Source organism: Microcoleus sp. A006_D1 (genome assembly GCF_036702805.1).
Taxonomy (GTDB): Bacteria; Cyanobacteriota; Cyanobacteriia; order Cyanobacteriales; family Microcoleaceae; genus Microcoleus.
Genome location: NZ_JAUBVZ010000027.1, coordinates 24554 through 41651 on the forward strand (window position 1 = coordinate 24554; position 17098 = coordinate 41651).

Here is a 17098-nt window from a genome sequence, read left to right on the forward strand (position 1 = left end):
TGCCCAATTATCCATTACCAATCCCGGCCATTAAAGAAAGAATTTTGTCAAGCAATTGCTGAGGGTTAATCGGTTTAGCCAAACAATCGTTAGCTCCCGCCGTCACGAAAGATATCCGATCTGCGGGAATTTCCTTAGAGCTTAAAGCGAGAATTTTGATATTTTCGGTAGCGGATTTTTGGCGCAGTTGCTGAATTATTTCGCAGCCATTCATCCCAGGCAAACGCATATCGACAATCACAGCATTGGGCTGCAAAAGTTCAATTTGTTCTACCGCCGCCGAACCTTCAATCATCCACACAACTTGCAGTCCTGCTGCTGTCAGGATATCGCAAATTAGCATGGCAGTTTCTTCATCTTCTTCGACGAGGACGAGGCTTCCTCGTAGGGAGGAAGAGTGCAGCGGTAAAGATGAATTTGATTTTTCATATTTGAATTTTGTGGATTCATCTTTGCTTTGAGTTTGGATTGGTATGAAAACAGTAAAAGTTGAGCCGACATCAACTGTAGAATTGACTTCGATCGCGCCGCCATGAAGCTCTACTAATTGTTTGGTTAATGCCAATCCCAAACCGGTGCCGCCGTATTCGCGGCGGTAGGGGGAATCTAACTGTTGGAATTTTTGAAACAACAGCGATCGCTGATCTTCGGGAATGCCAATGCCGGTATCTTTGATTTGAAAAACAGCGGTGCTACCTGCGGGTGCAGTACCCGGCTGCCGCACTGCCGGCTTTCGATTTTTATCTTCTGTTACCCAAACTCGCAGGACAACTCGCCCGCCTTCGGGAGTGAATTTAATCGCATTTCCTAACAGATTGAAGAGAATTTGTCTCAGGCGGCGCGGATCGGCGGTGAAGCGATCGCACTCTTGGTTAATTCGCGGTTCTTGCATTAGTTCCACCCCTTTAGCCATAGCTTTTTCTTTGAGGGCGTGCAGGCTCTGGGAAGCTAATTTAGAAAGTGAAAATTCACTGATTTTTAATACTGCTTTTCCCGCTTCTACTTGCGATAAATCTAAAATATCGTTAATTAATTCTAATAAGTGGTCGCCGCTGTCTCGGATTGTTTGCAGGTACTGCCGCTGTTTTTGGATCGGCACTTCTTTGGTGCCAACTTTGCCGTAAGACCACCGCAGCAGTGTGTCGGAAATGCCGATGACGCAGGTGAGGGGAGTCCGCAATTCGTGGCTCATAGCTGCTAAGAATTCGCTCTTGGCGAGGCTGGCGGACTGGGCGGCGGCGAGGGCATCGCGCAGTTCTCGGGTGCGCTCTATGACGCGCTGTTCTGAGGTACATTTTTGTTGTTGAACTTCTGCATAAAGTTCGGCTTGGTAAATGGCGATCGCCAAATGCTCTGCTATTTGCCGCAAAAATGTGATTTTGGTTTCTTCCCACTCCCGCACAGTACACTGGTGGGCAATTAGCAGCCCCCACAAATCATCTTGAACTACGATCGGCACTAGCAACTTCGCCCGCACCTTCGCCCGCCGCATCAACTCTAAAAAACAAGGCTGCGAAGAGTAAGTTGTTTCCACATCAGTGACGCACAAAGCCAAACCTTTGTGATATTTCTCTCTGTCGATAACTCCATCGGGGAAACACTGGGCGCCTTCAGTAAAATTCAGTACAGACGAGATAGCATCGCTGGCTAAAGCTTCGTAGGTGACGCGACCTAAATACAAGTAAGAACCGGAATTTTGGTTGACTGCACTAGACGCAGAAACTGCCCCAGGTATTTCTTTATTCAACTCGCCATTGTGCGGGGCTGGGACTTTTTCAAATTGATAAATTAACAAGCGATCGACATCCAAAAAATCTCGCACTCTCGAAACTGCTTTTGACAAAATTACAGGCAATTCCAAACTCTGGCGGATTTGAGTTGTCACCTGATTCAAAAGTCGCTCTTGTTGGAGCTGTTGTTGCAAAGCATCTTCCACTGGCTGACAAAATGGAATGCAGGAACTGGGAATTTCTACGTGATTGACGGCTTCGGAAATCTGGATGTTTAGCGTTTCGGGAGCTATCAGTTTGGGCGCGCAATTTTCCTCTATTTCTGTTTGGGTGTGTAGGGGCTGGTGACTGTTTTTGCTGGTATCTGAAGCGAGAATATCCAGCAAATTTAGGGTGAATTCGCTTTGCAGAACGGCGGAGTTGGGCTGTAGATTTTTAATTGCTTGTTTGAGGGCGCGAATGTCAATTTGTCGCGAGGTTGCGGGCGTTGTTTCTGCGAGTTTGTCTGCGAGGGGAGAGAGGAAATTGCCGATCGCCCCAGGCTCGAAAGTCAACTCCACATTTAATTGCGAATTGAGATATTTTTCGCTGTGTTTGTGTCCGTTTGTTGTCAAATCATCTAATAGTTGGCCCCGCAGCAGCGCGCTAAACCGATCTGATAGCACTGCTGCAAACCTTTGGGACGAGTTTGGCCCGCGATTTTCAGCATCCGCGAGATCGTCGTCGGCGAGCCAAATCGCCCCGGGGAGTTCAGCCATTTGCTGTAACAACTGGTAAGCAGCCTCAAAGGTTGCGATCGGCAAAGTCCGATGTAAGGTTTTTGGTTTCAATCTAGGTATTTTCCCGGTTGTTTGCAAGAACAAAATTTGAATGCCCCTGTTTGGGGGACAGAACCCGGGGCGCTGCGGGGGCGATCTCTCCAAGAAACATGAGACGAAAGTAGTCACAAGGCAAGCTGTCGTCAGGCCCAGGAGCCAGAGAGCTGATTTCTCCCTATACTTGTGATTACTTTAAACAATCTTATTCCAGTATAATATCAATATATAATTTGTTAACTTCTACTTAACACTATCCGGGTAAATGAGCAATCCAACTCAACTCACCCCCGATTTCACGATCGGACATCTAGCGTGTCACCACTTCCCAGTGAGTGCTGCAACTCCAGCACAGGTAGTGGCGGAAAGATTCGAGCAAGAACCCGAGCTGCCGGGAGTGATTATCACTCACGAAGCACAGCTACTGGGCATGATTTCTCGCGTCAAGTTTCGAGAGCAAATAAGTCATCCCGAGCGCGTAGAACTTTACGGACAGCACCCAATTCGTTGCTTGTTAGATTATATTAGAATTCCGCCTTTGCTGCTAGCGGAAAACTGGAAAGTTGAGGATGCCGTGCAAGCCGCTCTCAACAGGCAAAAAGACTTGATTTATGAACCAATTATTGTGGTTATGGAAAACCAGAGCCTCCGCATATTAGACGTTCAGACTCTGGTGGTTGCCCAGTCTCAACTTTTAGCACAAGCTCACAAAAATCTTAAAAAATACCGCCTAGAAAGACACAAATATTTGGGAATTATTCAACAAGAACAGGCAAAGTTTCACGAATGCAACGAGCTGTTGAAATCCCACCAAAGGCAAGCAAAACAAACTCAGAATGCTCCCAATTTGCAGCAAATTGTTCTGGCAAAAAAAGCTGAAGAAATTGCTGAAATAAATCAGCAATTCGTGAGGATTGCCAAGCTGATTTCCTCGGAAGGGCGCCAAGCATTTCAAGCTACTTTTCAAGGTGCTAATTCTATTTGCAACAATACCGATAAAATTTTGGGCGTTGGTAAAGCAATAGCTAATGATTTAGAAACGGTTAACCGCACTTCCCGAACCATCCGAGAGGCGATCGAACAAGTCAGGCATTTAGCAGTACAGGTGGCTGTAGTTACCAATCAAATGGGCAATCAGCCCAACGGTCTGAGTCAAGTGAGTCTGGAAATTGGCAGGCTGGCAAGTAAAACTTTTGAATTGGGGACTCAAATGGAGCAAATTGCCAGCAGATTTAAACTTCGGGTTCACGAACTCACCGAAGCAGCAAGAGCTGGTGCTAATGTGGCAAAATCCGTGACTATCAAGATCGATCGCGCGGAAATGGCGCTGTTAGAGTTGGAGGAATTAATCTCGCAAAAAAACATAAATTCGCTGACCGCTACGACCGAACATTTGGAAGTCATAAAAAGTGTTACCGCTGATTCTTTAGTTAAAGAGATAGAACACGCAGAAGTCGCGGCTTCGGAGTTGGAAGACATGGTTAAGCAGCAAGATTCATCGCAATATCTGATCCAAAAAATTCAGCAGGCGCTGAAGTCAAAAAAGCCATAAATTCTTGGATATGATACGTATTTACCGCAGTCAAAAACTCACAATAATTTATATTTTCAGGAGCGCGCAAATAAGATACTATCGTTGCCAGGAGGGAGAAGTTGAAAATAATTGGTAAACATATAGCCTTTCTCAGAAAGATCAGGTACGCGAACGGCTATGGGCTATGGGCTATGGGCTATGGGCTATGGGCTATGGGCTATGGGCTATGGGCTATGGGCTATGGGCTATCCTCACCACGCTTGAGAACCGCTATATTTGTTGGATAGCATAAATAAATTAGACACCCAAAACAACACAATTAGTTTAATTTAAAGGTGATTATGAAAATTTTACTGGTAGAAGATGACTCGATTACAACCAATTTGCTGACCAGAGCGCTGAACTCTCACAATTATAATGTGAATACGGCAACCGACGGTCAAACTGCCTTGCAGTTGGCGCAGGCCTACGATTACGATCTGATTGTTTTGGATGTGCTGATTCCTAAACTCGACGGCATTAGTTTGTGTCGGGAATTGCGATCGTCTGGCTGCCAAATGCCGATTTTATTACTGACAGCCCTAGACAGCAGGAGCAATCTAGTCGAAGGTTTAGAAGCCGGTGCAGACGATTATATGGTCAAACCCTTTAATATCGAAGAATTGATTGCTAGAATTCGGGCTTTGCTGCGCCGGGGCAAGGCAGCTTTGTCGAGTACAATTTTGAGCTGGGAAAAATTGCAAGTCAACCCGGACTCTACGGAAGTAAATTATGCGGAAAAAGTGCTGCACTTGACTCCCAAAGAGTACAATCTGCTGGCACTTTTCCTGAGAAATCCCCGGCGCATTTTCAGCCGCAGCGCCATCCTCGATCGCATTTGGTCGGCCGGCGAATTTCCCCAGGAAGAAGCCGTTACCGCTCATATCAAGGGGCTGCGGCACAAGCTGAAAGCAGCCGGGATGTCTGTAGAATTAATCGAAACTGTGTACGGATTGGGCTATCGGCTCAAAAGTCTGCCGGAGGATCTTGAGAGTCCAAAAGTTGTCGGGGAGACGGCTAAAAGTCAAGAGAGTTTATCTGCTGAATCCAGCGGGCAGAGCCTGGTATTAAACAATGACGAGCGCCGCCTCAAAGTCCTGAGTGTGGTTGCGGAAATTAGGGGCAAGTTAAGAGCTAATTTTATCGAAAAGGTGGTGATATTCGATCGCGCGATCGCCCAACTGAAAACCGGAACCTTGGACAACGAACTGCGGCAGGAAGCCCAGGCGGAAGCTCATAAGTTAGTGGGTTCTTTGGGAACTTTGGGGCTGCCGAAAGGTTCGGTAGTTGCGCGCAAGATCGAAGATTTGTTCAAGGCCCAAAACGTCTTGAAACCGGGGACTGCTCAGCAGATTGAGGGATTTCTGCATTTGCTCAAACAGATATTCGATCGCCCGCAGCCGGAACCTGAAAGCGAGCTGGTGGCTCAGGTTTTGCAACGGCGCCGCATCTTGATCGTGGATGATGATAGTGTTCAGAGCGATCGACTAAAAATAGCAGCATCCGGTTTCGGCTTCCAGATAGAAGTCGCCAAATCTCCCCAAGCGGCAAGAATTGCGATTTATCGACAGCCTCCCGACGCGATTTTGCTGGATTTGACATTTTCCAGAGTTCAGGAAAACGGACTGACTCTCCTCGCCGAACTCCGCAGTGAAAAACCAGATATTCCGGTGATGATTTTTAGCGGGCACAATCAATTGAGCGATCGAATAGAAGTTGCTCGTTTGGGAGCTTCCGGCTTTTTACACAAATCTATCGCCCCAGCAGATATACTCAAAGCAGTCGCCCAACTTCTCGACCAGACAGGCCCTGCGGAAGCCAAAGTTATGGTGGTAGATGATGACGTGCATCTATTGGCTGCACTAACAATGATTCTACAACCTTGGGGATTGCAAGTAACAACATTGGATGAACCCGAAAGGTTCTGGGAGGTACTGGAAACCACTTGTCCCGATTTGCTAATTTTAGATGTGGAGATGCCCGGTTACAGCGGTATCGAGCTGTGTTTGGCGGTGCGGAACGATTTGCGCTGGAGCAAGCTGCCGGTGCTATTTTTGACCGCTCATTCTGAGTCGGAAACAGTGCGCCAAATGTTTGTCGCGGGTGCTGATGACTATGTGAATAAGCCGATCGTGGAACCGGAATTAATTGCTCGCCTCCTGAATCGTTTGGAGCGGGCTCAACTCCGGCACAGACTGGCTCAGACACAGCGTTAAGTCGAGTCTCGATCTCCCTGGCACACCCCGAAAGCAAGGGGGGGATAAGAGTCCGATCAAAGTCCCCCTTGCTTTCGGGGGATTTAGGGGGCTCGGGCCTCGACTGTAAACGAGAGATACAAAGGTTTTCAGGGGATTGATCTCCCTGGCACACCCCGAAAGCAAGGGGGGGACAGGAAGTGTTCAAAGTCCCCTTTAACAAAGGGAGGATAAGAGTCTTCTCAAAGTCCCCCTTTTTAAGGGGGATTTAGGGGGCTCGGGCCTCGACTGTAAACGAGAGAGACAAAGGTTTTTAGGGGATTATTGACACCTAATGATGCGGATGCGATCGCACGGATGGATGTTTGGGCGATCGTCAAAAACACCAGCTAATTTAGAAAATTATTTACAAACACTTAAAAGCAATGATCTTAACCTCAGACACAGGCGCTCTCGATCACAGCGACTGTGAACCAATTTATGACCCAGCTTCGATTCAACCTCACGGCATCCTGTTGGTGCTGGAATCTCCTGTGTTGAAAATTTTGCAAGTTAGCAACAATACTTTTGGGGCGATCGGCATTTACCCCCAAGAACTTGTGGGCAATTTTTTACATCAATTTGTCGTGACTGAGGAAATTGAGGCTATTGAAAAAGCTTTATTTCAAAACGACAATCAACATAACCGTATCAGCCTATCATTCAAAAGTCAAAAAGGCAATTATTTTTTTCAGGGGACTCTGCATCAATCTGGCTCAGCATTAATAGTTGAACTAGAGCAGGTTGTTGCCCCACAAGCTAGCGATTGTTTCAATTCTTATCATTTAGTCCAAGAGCCGATCGACAAAATCCACAAAACACAAAATCTGCGAGTGCTGTGTCAGACAGCAGTTGAAGAAGTGCGGAGGATGATTGGGTTCGATCGCGCGATCGTCTATCAATTTGATGCCACCGGTGCCGGGCAAGTAGTCGCCGAAGACAAAGTAGAAAGTTTGGCTCCTTTATTGGGGCTGCACTATCCGGCTACGGATATTCCCCCCCAGGCGAGAAACCAGTTCAGCATGAATTTAATTCGGTTTATTCCCGATATTAACTATCAGCCTGTAGAACTAATTCCTGACTGCAATCCGCTGACCGATCGCCCCCTGGATCTGGGATTATCTTTGTTGAGAACAGTTTCGCCTTGCCACGTTCAATATCTCAAGAATATGAACGTTGGCGCTAGCATGACGGTGACATTAATGAAAGATCGAAAAGTCTGGGGATTGCTCGCCTGTCACCACCCAACAGCAAAGTATGTCAACTACGAAACCAGAACGGCTTGCGAACTGATAGCAAAGTTTGTGAATCTAGAACTCAGCTACAAACAAGATAGCCAAGACAGGGACTATGCAATTTATCTCAAAGAAATTTGCCATAAATTTCTCACGGAAATTTCTCAATCAAACTGCTTTGTAGAAGGTTTACTTAAATCCCCAGATGAATTGCTGGCATTAATGGGTGCTAGCGGTGGAGTTGTGTGTGCCAATGAAAATTTAACAACCATCGGCAAAACCCCGGAATTGGGAGAAATAAAAAAGTTACTTGTTTGGATAAAAACTCAAATAAATAATGATGTTTTTTATACAGATTCTCTCTCAAAACTGTATCGACAATCCCATAAGTTTAGAGAAGTTGCTAGCGGTTTGCTGGTGCTTGCCATGTCCGAGATGGAAAATTATTATATTTTGTGGTTCCGTCCCGAAGCAATTAAAACTGTCAACTGGGCAGGTCAACCAGACTGGCACATTGAATTAAAACCGGATAGCAGCCCGCCGATGTCTCCTCGCACTTCCTTTGAGTTGTGGCAAGAAACTGTGAGGTCAAAATCTTTGCCTTGGCAGCCGTGCGAAATCGAAATAGCCCGAGAACTGCGAGTGGCGATTGCTAGCATTGAGTTACGGAAAATCAATCAGCAGTTCAAGTTAGCTTTGTCTGCTACTAAAATCGGATTTTGGGACTGGGACGTGCAGAAAAATCGCATTGTTTGGTCGAGGGAACATGAAGAGTTGTTTGGCTTGGCTCCGGGAACTTTTGACAGAACTTCTCAAAGTTTTGCAGCTTGCATTCACCCGGAAGATTTAAAAGGTGTGGAGAATGCGATCGATCGGGCGATCGCCCAGCGAGCAGATTACTGTCACGAATATCGCGTAATTTGGCCAGATGGCAGCATTCACTGGATTGAGGGCAAAGGTAAGTTTTTTTACAGCGAAACGGGCGAAGCAGTGCGGATGGTGGGGACTGTTACAGAAATTACCGATCGCAAAGCTCAAGAATTACAGTTGCGTTTGTTGGAATCAGCAATCACCACGACTAACGACGCGGTGTTAATTACCGAAGCTGAACCGATTGACGCACCGGGCCCGCGAATTCTGTATGCTAACCCAGCTTTTACGCGGATGAGTGGCTATACCCTAGAAGAAGTTGTCGGCAAAACGCCGCGCATCTTGCAAGGAGAAAAAACAGATAGGGCAAGTCTCGATCGCATTCGGACAGCTTTGGAAACCGGGCAGCCGGTGCGAGTTGACTTGATCAATTACCGCAAAGACGGGACGGAATTTTGGGTCGAATTGAGCATTGTACCCATAGCTAACGAAAGCGGTTGGTTTACCCATTGGGTATCAGTGCAGCGCGATATTAGCGATCGCAAACAAGCTGAAGCAGCCCTTCAACAGCTCAACGAACTGTTAGAAATGCGAGTTTGTCAGCGCACCCGAGAACTAGAATGCTCTCAAGCAGAACTGCGGGAAAGCGAAGCTTTATTTCGCTCTCTGAGCGAGAGTTCCCCAGTTGGCATTTTCAAAATCGATGCTGGGGGAAAATGTACCTATACAAATCCCAGGTGTCAAGCAATTGGTGGCTTCACAGCGGCAGAAGCTTTAGGAGACGGCTGGATGCGGTTTGTTCACCCCGAAGATATCAAACTAATTCTATCTAAATGGTCGGAATCGCGATCGCTAGATGGGGAATTTTCCTGCGAATTCCGCCACATCCAGCCCGACGGAACAATCCGGCTTGGTAGGGTTAAAATAGCTCCAATTTTGTCCGACGGAGGTCAACTAATCGGTTACGTCGGCACAGTCATAGATATCACAGAAAGTCGGGCAATTGCCAAAATGAAAAATGAGTTTATTTCGATTGTCAGCCACGAACTGCGAACGCCGCTGGCCTCAATTCGCGGTTCTTTAGGTTTGTTGGCGGCTGGGGTACTCAAAGACAAACCGGAAACTGCTAAACAGATGTTAGACATTGCATCGAGTGATACCGAAAGGTTAGTGCGTTTGGTCAACGATATTCTCGACTTAGAGCGGCTCGATTCGAGCCAAGTTACCATTGTTAAGCAGTGGTGCGATGCACAGGTTTTGATGCGGAAGTCTGCGGAAGCTGTGATGTCTGTGGCTGCTGAGAATCAGATTGATTTGGCGATTTTGCCCGCAACCGCACAAATTTGGGCCGATCCCGACAGCATTGTTCAAATGTTGGTAAATTTGTTGAGCAATGCGATTAAGTTTTCGGCTCCTGGGTGTACAGTAACTGTCAGGGTTGAAGATTTGGGCGGTCAGGTTTTATTTGAAGTCAAAGATCGAGGGCGGGGAATTCCTGCTGATAAACTAGAAACTATTTTTGGACGGTTTCAACAGGTCGATGCTTCTGACTCCCGCCAAAAAGGAGGTACGGGTTTGGGTTTGGCTATTTGTCGCAGCATCGCAGAGCAGCATGGTGGCAGAATTTGGGCCGAAAGTGTTGTCTCAGAAGGCACGAGTTTCTATTTCACATTGCCTGCACCGCTGGAAGGCGAAGGTTCATTCAGTTGACAGTTGACAGTTGACCTGGGACAGTTGACAGCTACCTCTACCTAGAAGGAAGAGGATTGGAGTAATGAATAGTCTGATTTTAATTTTTCCCTACAAGCGAGAGGCTTTAAACCAATTCTTTCTGGGAAAAAAGTTAGATTGGTTCGTTCCTTGCAATGCTTCGCGGTTTTGAGATTGCTTGGTTCGCGGTAATGTACAGGCTGTGTATGAGTTTTGGAGAGTTCATTGGTGTCAACTGAAAGTCAAATGTAGTACGGATCTACTGTTTGACGATTAGGTCTTGATCCCCCCTAGCCCCCCGAAAGCAAGGGGGGAACAAGAGCGTTCTCAAAGTCCCGAAAAAAAAGGGGGGGACTGGAGTCTTCTCAAAGTCCCCCTTGCTTTCGGGGGATTTAGGGGGATCTGGCCTCGGATGAAAGCGAGATTTATTAGTGGTTTTACTCTATAGTTGACACCAATGGGGAGGGTTATATTGAGATTTTTTAGTTTTCGGTTTAAGTAGGTGCATCTCCTGTGCGTAAGTCCTGTTTCGGTTTATGATGATTAATTTAAAATTTGAGTTCTTTAATTATGTCAGCAAAGCGCATTCTGGTAATCGATGACGAACAAAACCTTTGCAGCGTGATTCAGGCTTGTCTGGAACATTTAGGCGGCTGGAGGGTGGTAATTGCTCCCAAGGCCCAGCAAGGATTGCTGTTAGCTGAAACTGAAGTCCCTGACGCTATTCTGCTAGATGTGATGATGCCTGAGATGGACGGAGTTACTTTGTTTGGTTTGCTGCAAAAAAATGCTGCTACTCGGGGGATTCCGGTGATTTTTCTGACGGCTAAGGTGCAGGCGATGGACTTGAACGAGTTTGCTGATTTGGGGGTAGCGGGGGTGATTGCTAAGCCTTTCGATCCTTTGGGTTTGGCTAAGCAAGTTGCGGATATTCTGGGTTGGGAAGCGTCGGTCAGTTGACAGTTGACCTGGGACAGTTGACCTGGGACAGTTGACAGACGAGGGCGACCTCTACCTACAAGGAAGAGGATTGGAGTAATGAATAGTCTGATTTTAATTTCTCCCTACAAGGGTTCTGGCTTTAAACCAATTCTTTCCGGTAAAATGCGATGCAGAAAAATTCGGCGGTTGCAACCGCTAGTAGACAAACAAAGTCGGGCTGTGCCGACTGAAGAATCAAGGGGGCATTCAAACCGGATTGACGCCAATCCGGTTTATAGCTATTTGTCTCTTGCAAAAATCTCGAAATTATGTTAATGAGCCGGGTTTGTGCGTGCCGGAAAGTCCTGGTTTTGGCGGCTGTTTTCAGAATTTCCTCATTTTTTTGATTTAGCTTTGAGATCGATCGGTGATTGGTTACTGTAAACTCTGATTCCCTATAAGTTCCAAAGATGAACTCAGGGAGTCGGGGTTTTTTGTTTTGTGTAAAGCCGATCGGCAACCACCGTATTTACACGCAGAATAACTGCTCCTGAAGTTAACCACACTTGCCTCAAGAAACCGGGTTTTTCACCCAGACTCCGTAATACAGTCAAGTTTTTTGGTAAAAAACCCGGTTTCAGCCTCAGTGTTTTAATCGCTGCTGCGGCAAAAGTATATTGATTAAAAAAAATGATTTTCTTCATAATTTCCTCAGATTTTTTAGATAATGTTTATTGTAAGTTCTTGAGTTGAAAGCCGCACTATCAGCGGCATCGCCCTGCCAAAGAAGGAACCTGCTGTCAGGGGAGTTCGGGTGAGTGGCGGTACTTTCGATGCACTGCTGCGACAGCACAACCAATCTGAATCCGTCAGGAGTTAGGCACTGCATACCAAACAAACCGGGTTTTTTAACCGAAAAAATCTGGTTTCTGTGCAAGTCCTATAAGTGTTTGCAGGAAAACTCAATCAAAAATAAATTAATAAGTGTGGATGTGATTCGCGCTCTCGAATAACGCCAAAAATAAGTCGATCATTTTGTCCAGAGCCAAACAGGCACTTGCCACTAACAGGCTCGCGCCAAGTCTGAGTAAGTTTTTTAAAGATTGTGGAGAATTTTCAAATGTCATATCAGCTATCTTGTCAAGGTAACAGCCAAATTTTGTGCTATTACGCAAATGCTACCCACCAAATTCAGGTGGTTCGGATTGGGAACATTCCTAATTGGTGCTTTGAAAGAGTGGTGTTTCCGGGACAGCGACTGATGTTTGAAGCGGCGGCAGAAGCAGTATTAGAAATTCACACGGGTGTGGTGACGAGTGCTATTTTATCGGACAAGATTCCCTGCTACGTGCTGCGGGTTATAGAAGAGGTAAGTTCGGAGTTCGATCTGGTTATTCCCGAAGAAAAATGTGCGGTATTAGCCCCCTAAAATTCCGGAGAAATCAGACGAACTCGATATCGGCAACAAAGATATTTGTTAAGTAGTGTTTGGAGACAGGGAAAATGCAGAAAAATCTTGTCAATATTACCTTGGGCGTAGTTACAGAGGAAGTACAAATTATCTTGGAGTCTTATCCCAAGTATCCCTACCAACAGGCTTTTTCATACTCGGACTTGCGGCAGGATTTAATTGCTTACGTGCTGAGCCGAGTTCCTAATAAGTATATTGCGATCGACTCCGGCGAGTCGGTGTGGAACCAAACAGCGCAGGTTCGCTGTTCTTCTGAGCAGTTGCTGCACATAGAAAATTTGATTCATACTGGCATTCGCGACTTGGTGCACAGGTATCAGAAGGTAGATTACCGCGTTCCTGAACAAGTTAAATTCGATGCGAGAGTTGCTAGTTGGTTTAGGTAGTTTGCGGTAATTGAGGGAGATGCTGAGATTCTCGGCACTCTCGGTTGGGCGATCGAGCTAAAATTGTCTGTGCGCTCGATCGTTCAACACTTTTTGTCTTCAGGACTCTTTGATCCCAAGCGTATTGCGATCTAACCGAAACCGCATTTTATGCGCTCAAAATCGCCAAAAATATGTCATTCCTTCGATGATTCCCCCAGCGCAAGCAGCACCAGCTAAATAATGATTTTTAGTACCGCATTCGCGATGCCATGCCAAGAGTTCGGACATAGCATTAGCGACGATTACTCCGCGGACATCTTGTTCAAACATACTGATATCGTTGCCAGAATCGCCGCAAACTAAGGTGGCATCAGATGAAATTTGCAGGCGCTTTTGTAAATAAGTCAGGGCATTGCCTTTATTGCTAGTTTGTGGTAAGATATCAACATCGCGATTGCTGCTAAAAATGATTTGAGCTGCCAGTCCCGATGCAGTTAACTTTTGCTGCAATGCCTGGAGAATCGAGCTGTTTTCTGCTGCTGGTTCCAGACAATAACTGATTTTCCAAGGATTTTGTGCTTTGAGGGATTGGGGTTGAAGCTTCTTAAACTGCTGAGCTAACGAGGCGATCGCCATTTTATCCCAGTCTTGAGACAGATATTGGGCCCAATCTAAATCGAGGGTTGCGTCTTGGTAAATTTCGCTGCCTACACCTGCGATTAAATAGTCCGGTGCTAGCAGTTGTTTTTGGGCAATTAGTTCGCCAGCAGAAGTATAAGAACGCCCGGTAGCGTAAACTAAACAAATTTGCGATCGCTTTGATTGCAAGCGCTGGTTTAAAAGTTGAGTTGCTGCGTCGTCTCCGACTAATGTGTTGTCTAAATCTGTCACTAATAAGAAATTCATTTTTTTATTGGTAAGTGGGAATTGGTGATTGGTCATTGGTCATTGGTCAATTTCACAATAAAATTATCTTAGTCTTTGCTGTCTTTTGTGGGTTTGTGGTGCAACAGAGGGCGTAAAGCCGCCACAATGGATCAAATTCAGAATAACTCAAGCCCAGAAGTTGCGCTATGGAGGTGCTGCGCTAGTGAGGGAGTCTGTCAGATGAAAGGCTGGTGGGGTTTGAGGTTGAAGCGTCGCAGCTATCGGCGAGAAGGGATCGGGATTGATTGAAGGGTCGATCGAACTTTACCACAAGATACAACAACAGAGGCGATCGCAGCAACAGCCCCAAAAGTAACGGGGGCCATTCGTAAATTGCCCCCAAATGAGTTAGAAATTGCAAACTATTCTCAGTCTGAAAAAGCTACTGAAGTCGGTACAGTGCCCACACTAGCAGCCAGACTGACACCTCTGATAACCTCAGCATACAACAAGACGCGACACAAGTCATAGGATTTTAGATTTTCGATCAAAAATGGTATCGAGTGGGGGAGATGAGCTTATCTAATTGGAAGTTCGATAATAAATTCAGTGCCTTTACCGGGTGCTGATATGCACTGCAATTTACCGTTGTGTTTTTCAACGACAATTTGGTGCGAAATTGATAAACCCAAACCTGTGCCTTTACCTACGGGTTTTGTGGTAAAAAATGGATCAAACAGACGCACGAGATTATCTTCGGGAATGCCCGGGCCGTTGTCTTTAATCCGAATGCGAATGCTCTTGTTATCAATCGTTTCAGTTTTGATAGTAATTGTAGGAAAGGTAGAATCAGCGGTTTTGTTTGCTGGGATGCTGCTTTCTTCCAAGGCGTCCATCGCATTTGCTAATATATTCATAAATACCTGATTTAACTGTCCGGGATGACATGGTATTTTCGGCAGTTCTCCGTATTCTTTAATCACTTCAATGCCCTGCCAGTGGGCCTTGGCTTTCAGCCTGCTGTTCAACATTAACAAGGTACTGTCTAGACCTTCGTGAATATCGGCAGGCTTGAATTTCGCTTCGTCCGTCCGCGAGAAATTGCGTAGAGTTTGAATGATCTCTACAATTCTATCGCATCCTGTGTGCATGGAATTGAGCAATTTGGGCAGGTCTTCGGCGAGAAATCCTAAGTCTATATCCTCGGCTTGTTTCTGAATTTTTGCTGGGGGATTTGGGTACTCTTCTCGATACACCTGCACGATTTCTAACAAATCGAGAACGTAGCCGCGGACGTGGCAGAGGTTGCCGGCGACAAAGCCAACTGGGTTGTTAATTTCGTGGGCAATTCCTGCTAGCACTTGTCCGAGGGAAGACATTTTTTCGGTTTGGACTAACTGCATTTGAGTTTGCTGCAAATCGCGCAAAGCTGTTTGCAATTCTCTTGATTTTTGCCGATCGCGCGCAGCAGAAGCGGCCCGTTCTTCTTCAACTCCGATCGCGCCGGCAATAATTCCGATCAGCTTGCAGTCGGCTTCTGTGGGCGCGATCGACTCGGTGTAGAGAACGCACACCGAACCCACGTAATTGTCGCCCAGCCGCACTGCTTGTCCCAGATAGCTTTGCAGTTGGTAGCGGATGACAGCGGGATCGATTTGGCCGTAGATCGTGTTCTGCAAGTTAGGAATCACCACAGCCCGATCGCTTCCTTTGTGGCATACGTCGGTGCAGACGTGGCCCTCGGCGCGATCGACCTCGGGGTAGTCCGGGGGCGTTTGCCAAGTCGCGATCGCGCGCAGCAGCCCGCTATCGACGCGGCTGTAGATGGCGCTGCTGCCGCCCAAAAGCTCGCCAGCTAAGGCTGTCAGGCGCTGGATGTTGTCAGTCGCGTCGGTGGTGAATCCCAAAAAGCACTCGTTGATTTTGCTGAGGCGGTACTCTGCTTGTCTGCGCGCCGTCATGTCGCGGGAGTTGACCACAATTCCGTTCACAGCGGGGTCTGCTAGCAAGTTTATGCCGACTCCTTCGAGAAAACACCAAGAACCGTCAGCGCGCCGGAAGCGAGCTTCTAGGGCGATCGGATCTGCGGGATTTGCGATCAGTTTTTGGAGATCGGAGATCACCGAGGGCCGGTCGTCAGGGTGAATGAAATCGAGAACCATTCGACCGATGAGTTCCTCTGGTTCGTAGTCCAAGACTGTTTCTACAGAAGGACTTTCGTAAAAAATCCGGCCGCTGGCGTCGAGAATGGTAATGATGTCGGAACTGTTGAGAATTAGCGATCGCCACTTCGCCTCATTTTGCAGTAAAGCTGATTCGGCAAGTTTGCGATCGGCGATTTCGGCGACGCTTCCTTCGTAGTAAAGGAGTTCGCCGTTTTCGTTGCGGACTTCGCGCACGTTTTCCGAGATCCAGGTAGTGCTGCCGTCACAACGGAATATGCAGGACTCAAACTCTTTCAGGGAGCCGACACGGCTGATTTCGGCGCTCAAGTCAGCGCCGCGGGTGCGATCGGCATAAAGGTTTTTTGCCGAACATTTTGCGATCAGTTCAGACGGGGAATCGTACCCGTAGATGCGGGCGAGTGCTGGGTTGGCGCTGAGGTAGCGCCCGTCTGGGGCGGTTTGAAATATGCCTTCGGTGGCGTTTTCAAAGATGCTGCGGTATTTGGCTTCGGCTTGTTTGAGGGCGAATTCTGCTTGCTTGCGATCGGTGATATCAGATTGGACGCCGATGAAGTGGGTGACAGTCCCGCTGCTGTCGCGCACGGGCGAGATGGTGAGTTCGTTCCAGAAGGGGGTTCCGTCTTTGCGGTAGTTTTTGAGAACTACTTTGCAGTCGTGTTGTTCTTGCAGGGCTACGCGGATTTGAGCCAGGGCTGTGCGATCGGTATCCGGGCCTTGCAGGAAGCGGCAGTTGTGCCCGATGATTTCGCTGCGATCGTAGCCTGTAATCTGCTCGAAGGCTGGGTTGCAGTAGACTATCGGTCTGTCCGGCCGCGTCGCGTCTGCGATCACGATGCCGTTGCTGGTAGCTGCCAGAGCGCGATCGTACAGCCGAAATACTTCTTCTATTAAATTCGGTGGATTGCCGCCGGTGCGAGTCGGCGATAGGTTGTCAGAAGGAATGTTTATATCGATCGGCATAATTTTTGATAGATTGAGTTTATTATCGATCCGGACTGGCAGCATATTTGCAAGTTTAACAAATTTGTCCTGTTTTCCGAAGGCAGAAGTGAGACGGCGATTATGCTGAATTTTGGGAGTAAATCATACCCAGAAAAAATCTGGTATCCCTCGTTTTT

At 47.0% G+C, this 17098-nt stretch carries 11 protein-coding genes; 7 read left to right on the forward strand and 4 right to left on the reverse strand.

The features are described 5' to 3' along the window. Positions 1-7: 7 nt before the first annotated feature. On the reverse strand, positions 8-2560 hold the full coding sequence (locus QUB68_RS28905) for a hybrid sensor histidine kinase/response regulator (protein ID WP_332998350.1): 2553 nt from the start codon (positions 2558-2560) through the stop codon (positions 8-10). A 250-nt stretch (positions 2561-2810) separates the two neighbouring features. Here QUB68_RS28905 and QUB68_RS28910 point away from each other — a divergent pair, with 250 nt between their 5' ends. The 5 genes from QUB68_RS28910 (at position 2811) to QUB68_RS28930 (ending at position 11424) form a co-directional block, all read left to right on the forward strand. After that, entirely contained in the window at positions 2811-4097 is a 1287-nt protein-coding gene (locus QUB68_RS28910; RefSeq protein WP_332998351.1) for a chemotaxis protein, read from the forward strand. A gap of 323 nt (positions 4098-4420) precedes the next feature. Next, positions 4421-6334, forward strand: a complete 1914-nt coding sequence (locus tag QUB68_RS28915) for a response regulator (RefSeq protein ID WP_332998352.1) — start codon at positions 4421-4423, stop codon at positions 6332-6334. A gap of 404 nt (positions 6335-6738) precedes the next feature. Next, a complete protein-coding gene (locus tag QUB68_RS28920) occupies positions 6739-10167 on the forward strand; it encodes a PAS domain S-box protein (protein WP_332998353.1) in 3429 nt (1142 codons plus the stop codon). Positions 10168-10737: 570 nt separating this feature from the next. After that, the gene (locus QUB68_RS28925) at positions 10738-11127 is read left to right on the forward strand and encodes a response regulator (protein WP_332998354.1); all 390 of its coding nucleotides are present in this window, start codon (positions 10738-10740) and stop codon (positions 11125-11127) included. Between the two features lie 78 nt (positions 11128-11205). Continuing rightward, positions 11206-11424 (forward strand): hypothetical protein, encoded by a 219-nt coding sequence (locus QUB68_RS28930; RefSeq protein WP_332998355.1) that lies wholly within the window; start codon positions 11206-11208, stop codon positions 11422-11424. A 140-nt stretch (positions 11425-11564) separates the two neighbouring features. Here the strand turns inward: QUB68_RS28930 and QUB68_RS28935 are convergent, their stop codons facing one another. Beyond that, on the reverse strand, positions 11565-11792 hold the full coding sequence (locus QUB68_RS28935; protein ID WP_332998356.1) for a hypothetical protein: 228 nt from the start codon (positions 11790-11792) through the stop codon (positions 11565-11567). Positions 11793-12208: 416 nt separating this feature from the next. Between QUB68_RS28935 and QUB68_RS28940 the strand changes: the two genes are divergently transcribed. Both QUB68_RS28940 and QUB68_RS28945 read left to right on the forward strand, forming a co-directional pair. Next, positions 12209-12517 (forward strand): DUF1830 domain-containing protein, encoded by a 309-nt coding sequence (locus QUB68_RS28940; RefSeq protein ID WP_332998357.1) that lies wholly within the window; start codon positions 12209-12211, stop codon positions 12515-12517. A gap of 74 nt (positions 12518-12591) precedes the next feature. Next, complete coding sequence (locus QUB68_RS28945; protein WP_332998358.1) at positions 12592-12945, forward strand: late competence development ComFB family protein; 354 nt, start codon at positions 12592-12594, stop codon at positions 12943-12945. 156 nt (positions 12946-13101) lie between these two features. Here the strand turns inward: QUB68_RS28945 and QUB68_RS28950 are convergent, their stop codons facing one another. Together QUB68_RS28950 and QUB68_RS28955 are read right to left on the reverse strand one after the other, a co-directional pair. Continuing rightward, positions 13102-13833: a sucrose-phosphate phosphatase gene (locus QUB68_RS28950; protein ID WP_332998359.1), complete on the reverse strand. Its 732-nt coding sequence runs from the start codon at positions 13831-13833 to the stop codon at positions 13102-13104. Between the two features lie 539 nt (positions 13834-14372). Then, positions 14373-16940, reverse strand: coding sequence for a PAS domain-containing sensor histidine kinase (locus QUB68_RS28955; RefSeq protein ID WP_332998360.1), 2568 nt, complete (start codon positions 16938-16940; stop codon positions 14373-14375). Positions 16941-17098 lie beyond the last annotated feature (158 nt).

Bases quoted from the DNA above. Each gene is read 5' to 3' on its own strand.
- QUB68_RS28910 (WP_332998351.1), top strand. From the start codon at position 2,811: ATGAGCAATCCAACTCAACTCACCCCCGATTTCACGATCGGACATCTA.
- QUB68_RS28915 (WP_332998352.1), top strand. From the start codon at position 4,421: ATGAAAATTTTACTGGTAGAAGATGACTCGATTACAACCAATTTGCTG.
- QUB68_RS28920 (WP_332998353.1), top strand. From the start codon at position 6,739: ATGATCTTAACCTCAGACACAGGCGCTCTCGATCACAGCGACTGTGAA.
- QUB68_RS28925 (WP_332998354.1), top strand. From the start codon at position 10,738: ATGTCAGCAAAGCGCATTCTGGTAATCGATGACGAACAAAACCTTTGC.
- QUB68_RS28930 (WP_332998355.1), top strand. From the start codon at position 11,206: ATGAATAGTCTGATTTTAATTTCTCCCTACAAGGGTTCTGGCTTTAAA.
- QUB68_RS28935 (WP_332998356.1), bottom strand. From the start codon at position 11,792: ATGAAGAAAATCATTTTTTTTAATCAATATACTTTTGCCGCAGCAGCG.
- QUB68_RS28940 (WP_332998357.1), top strand. From the start codon at position 12,209: ATGTCATATCAGCTATCTTGTCAAGGTAACAGCCAAATTTTGTGCTAT.
- QUB68_RS28945 (WP_332998358.1), top strand. From the start codon at position 12,592: ATGCAGAAAAATCTTGTCAATATTACCTTGGGCGTAGTTACAGAGGAA.
- QUB68_RS28950 (WP_332998359.1), bottom strand. From the start codon at position 13,833: ATGAATTTCTTATTAGTGACAGATTTAGACAACACATTAGTCGGAGAC.
- QUB68_RS28955 (WP_332998360.1), bottom strand. From the start codon at position 16,940: ATGCCGATCGATATAAACATTCCTTCTGACAACCTATCGCCGACTCGC.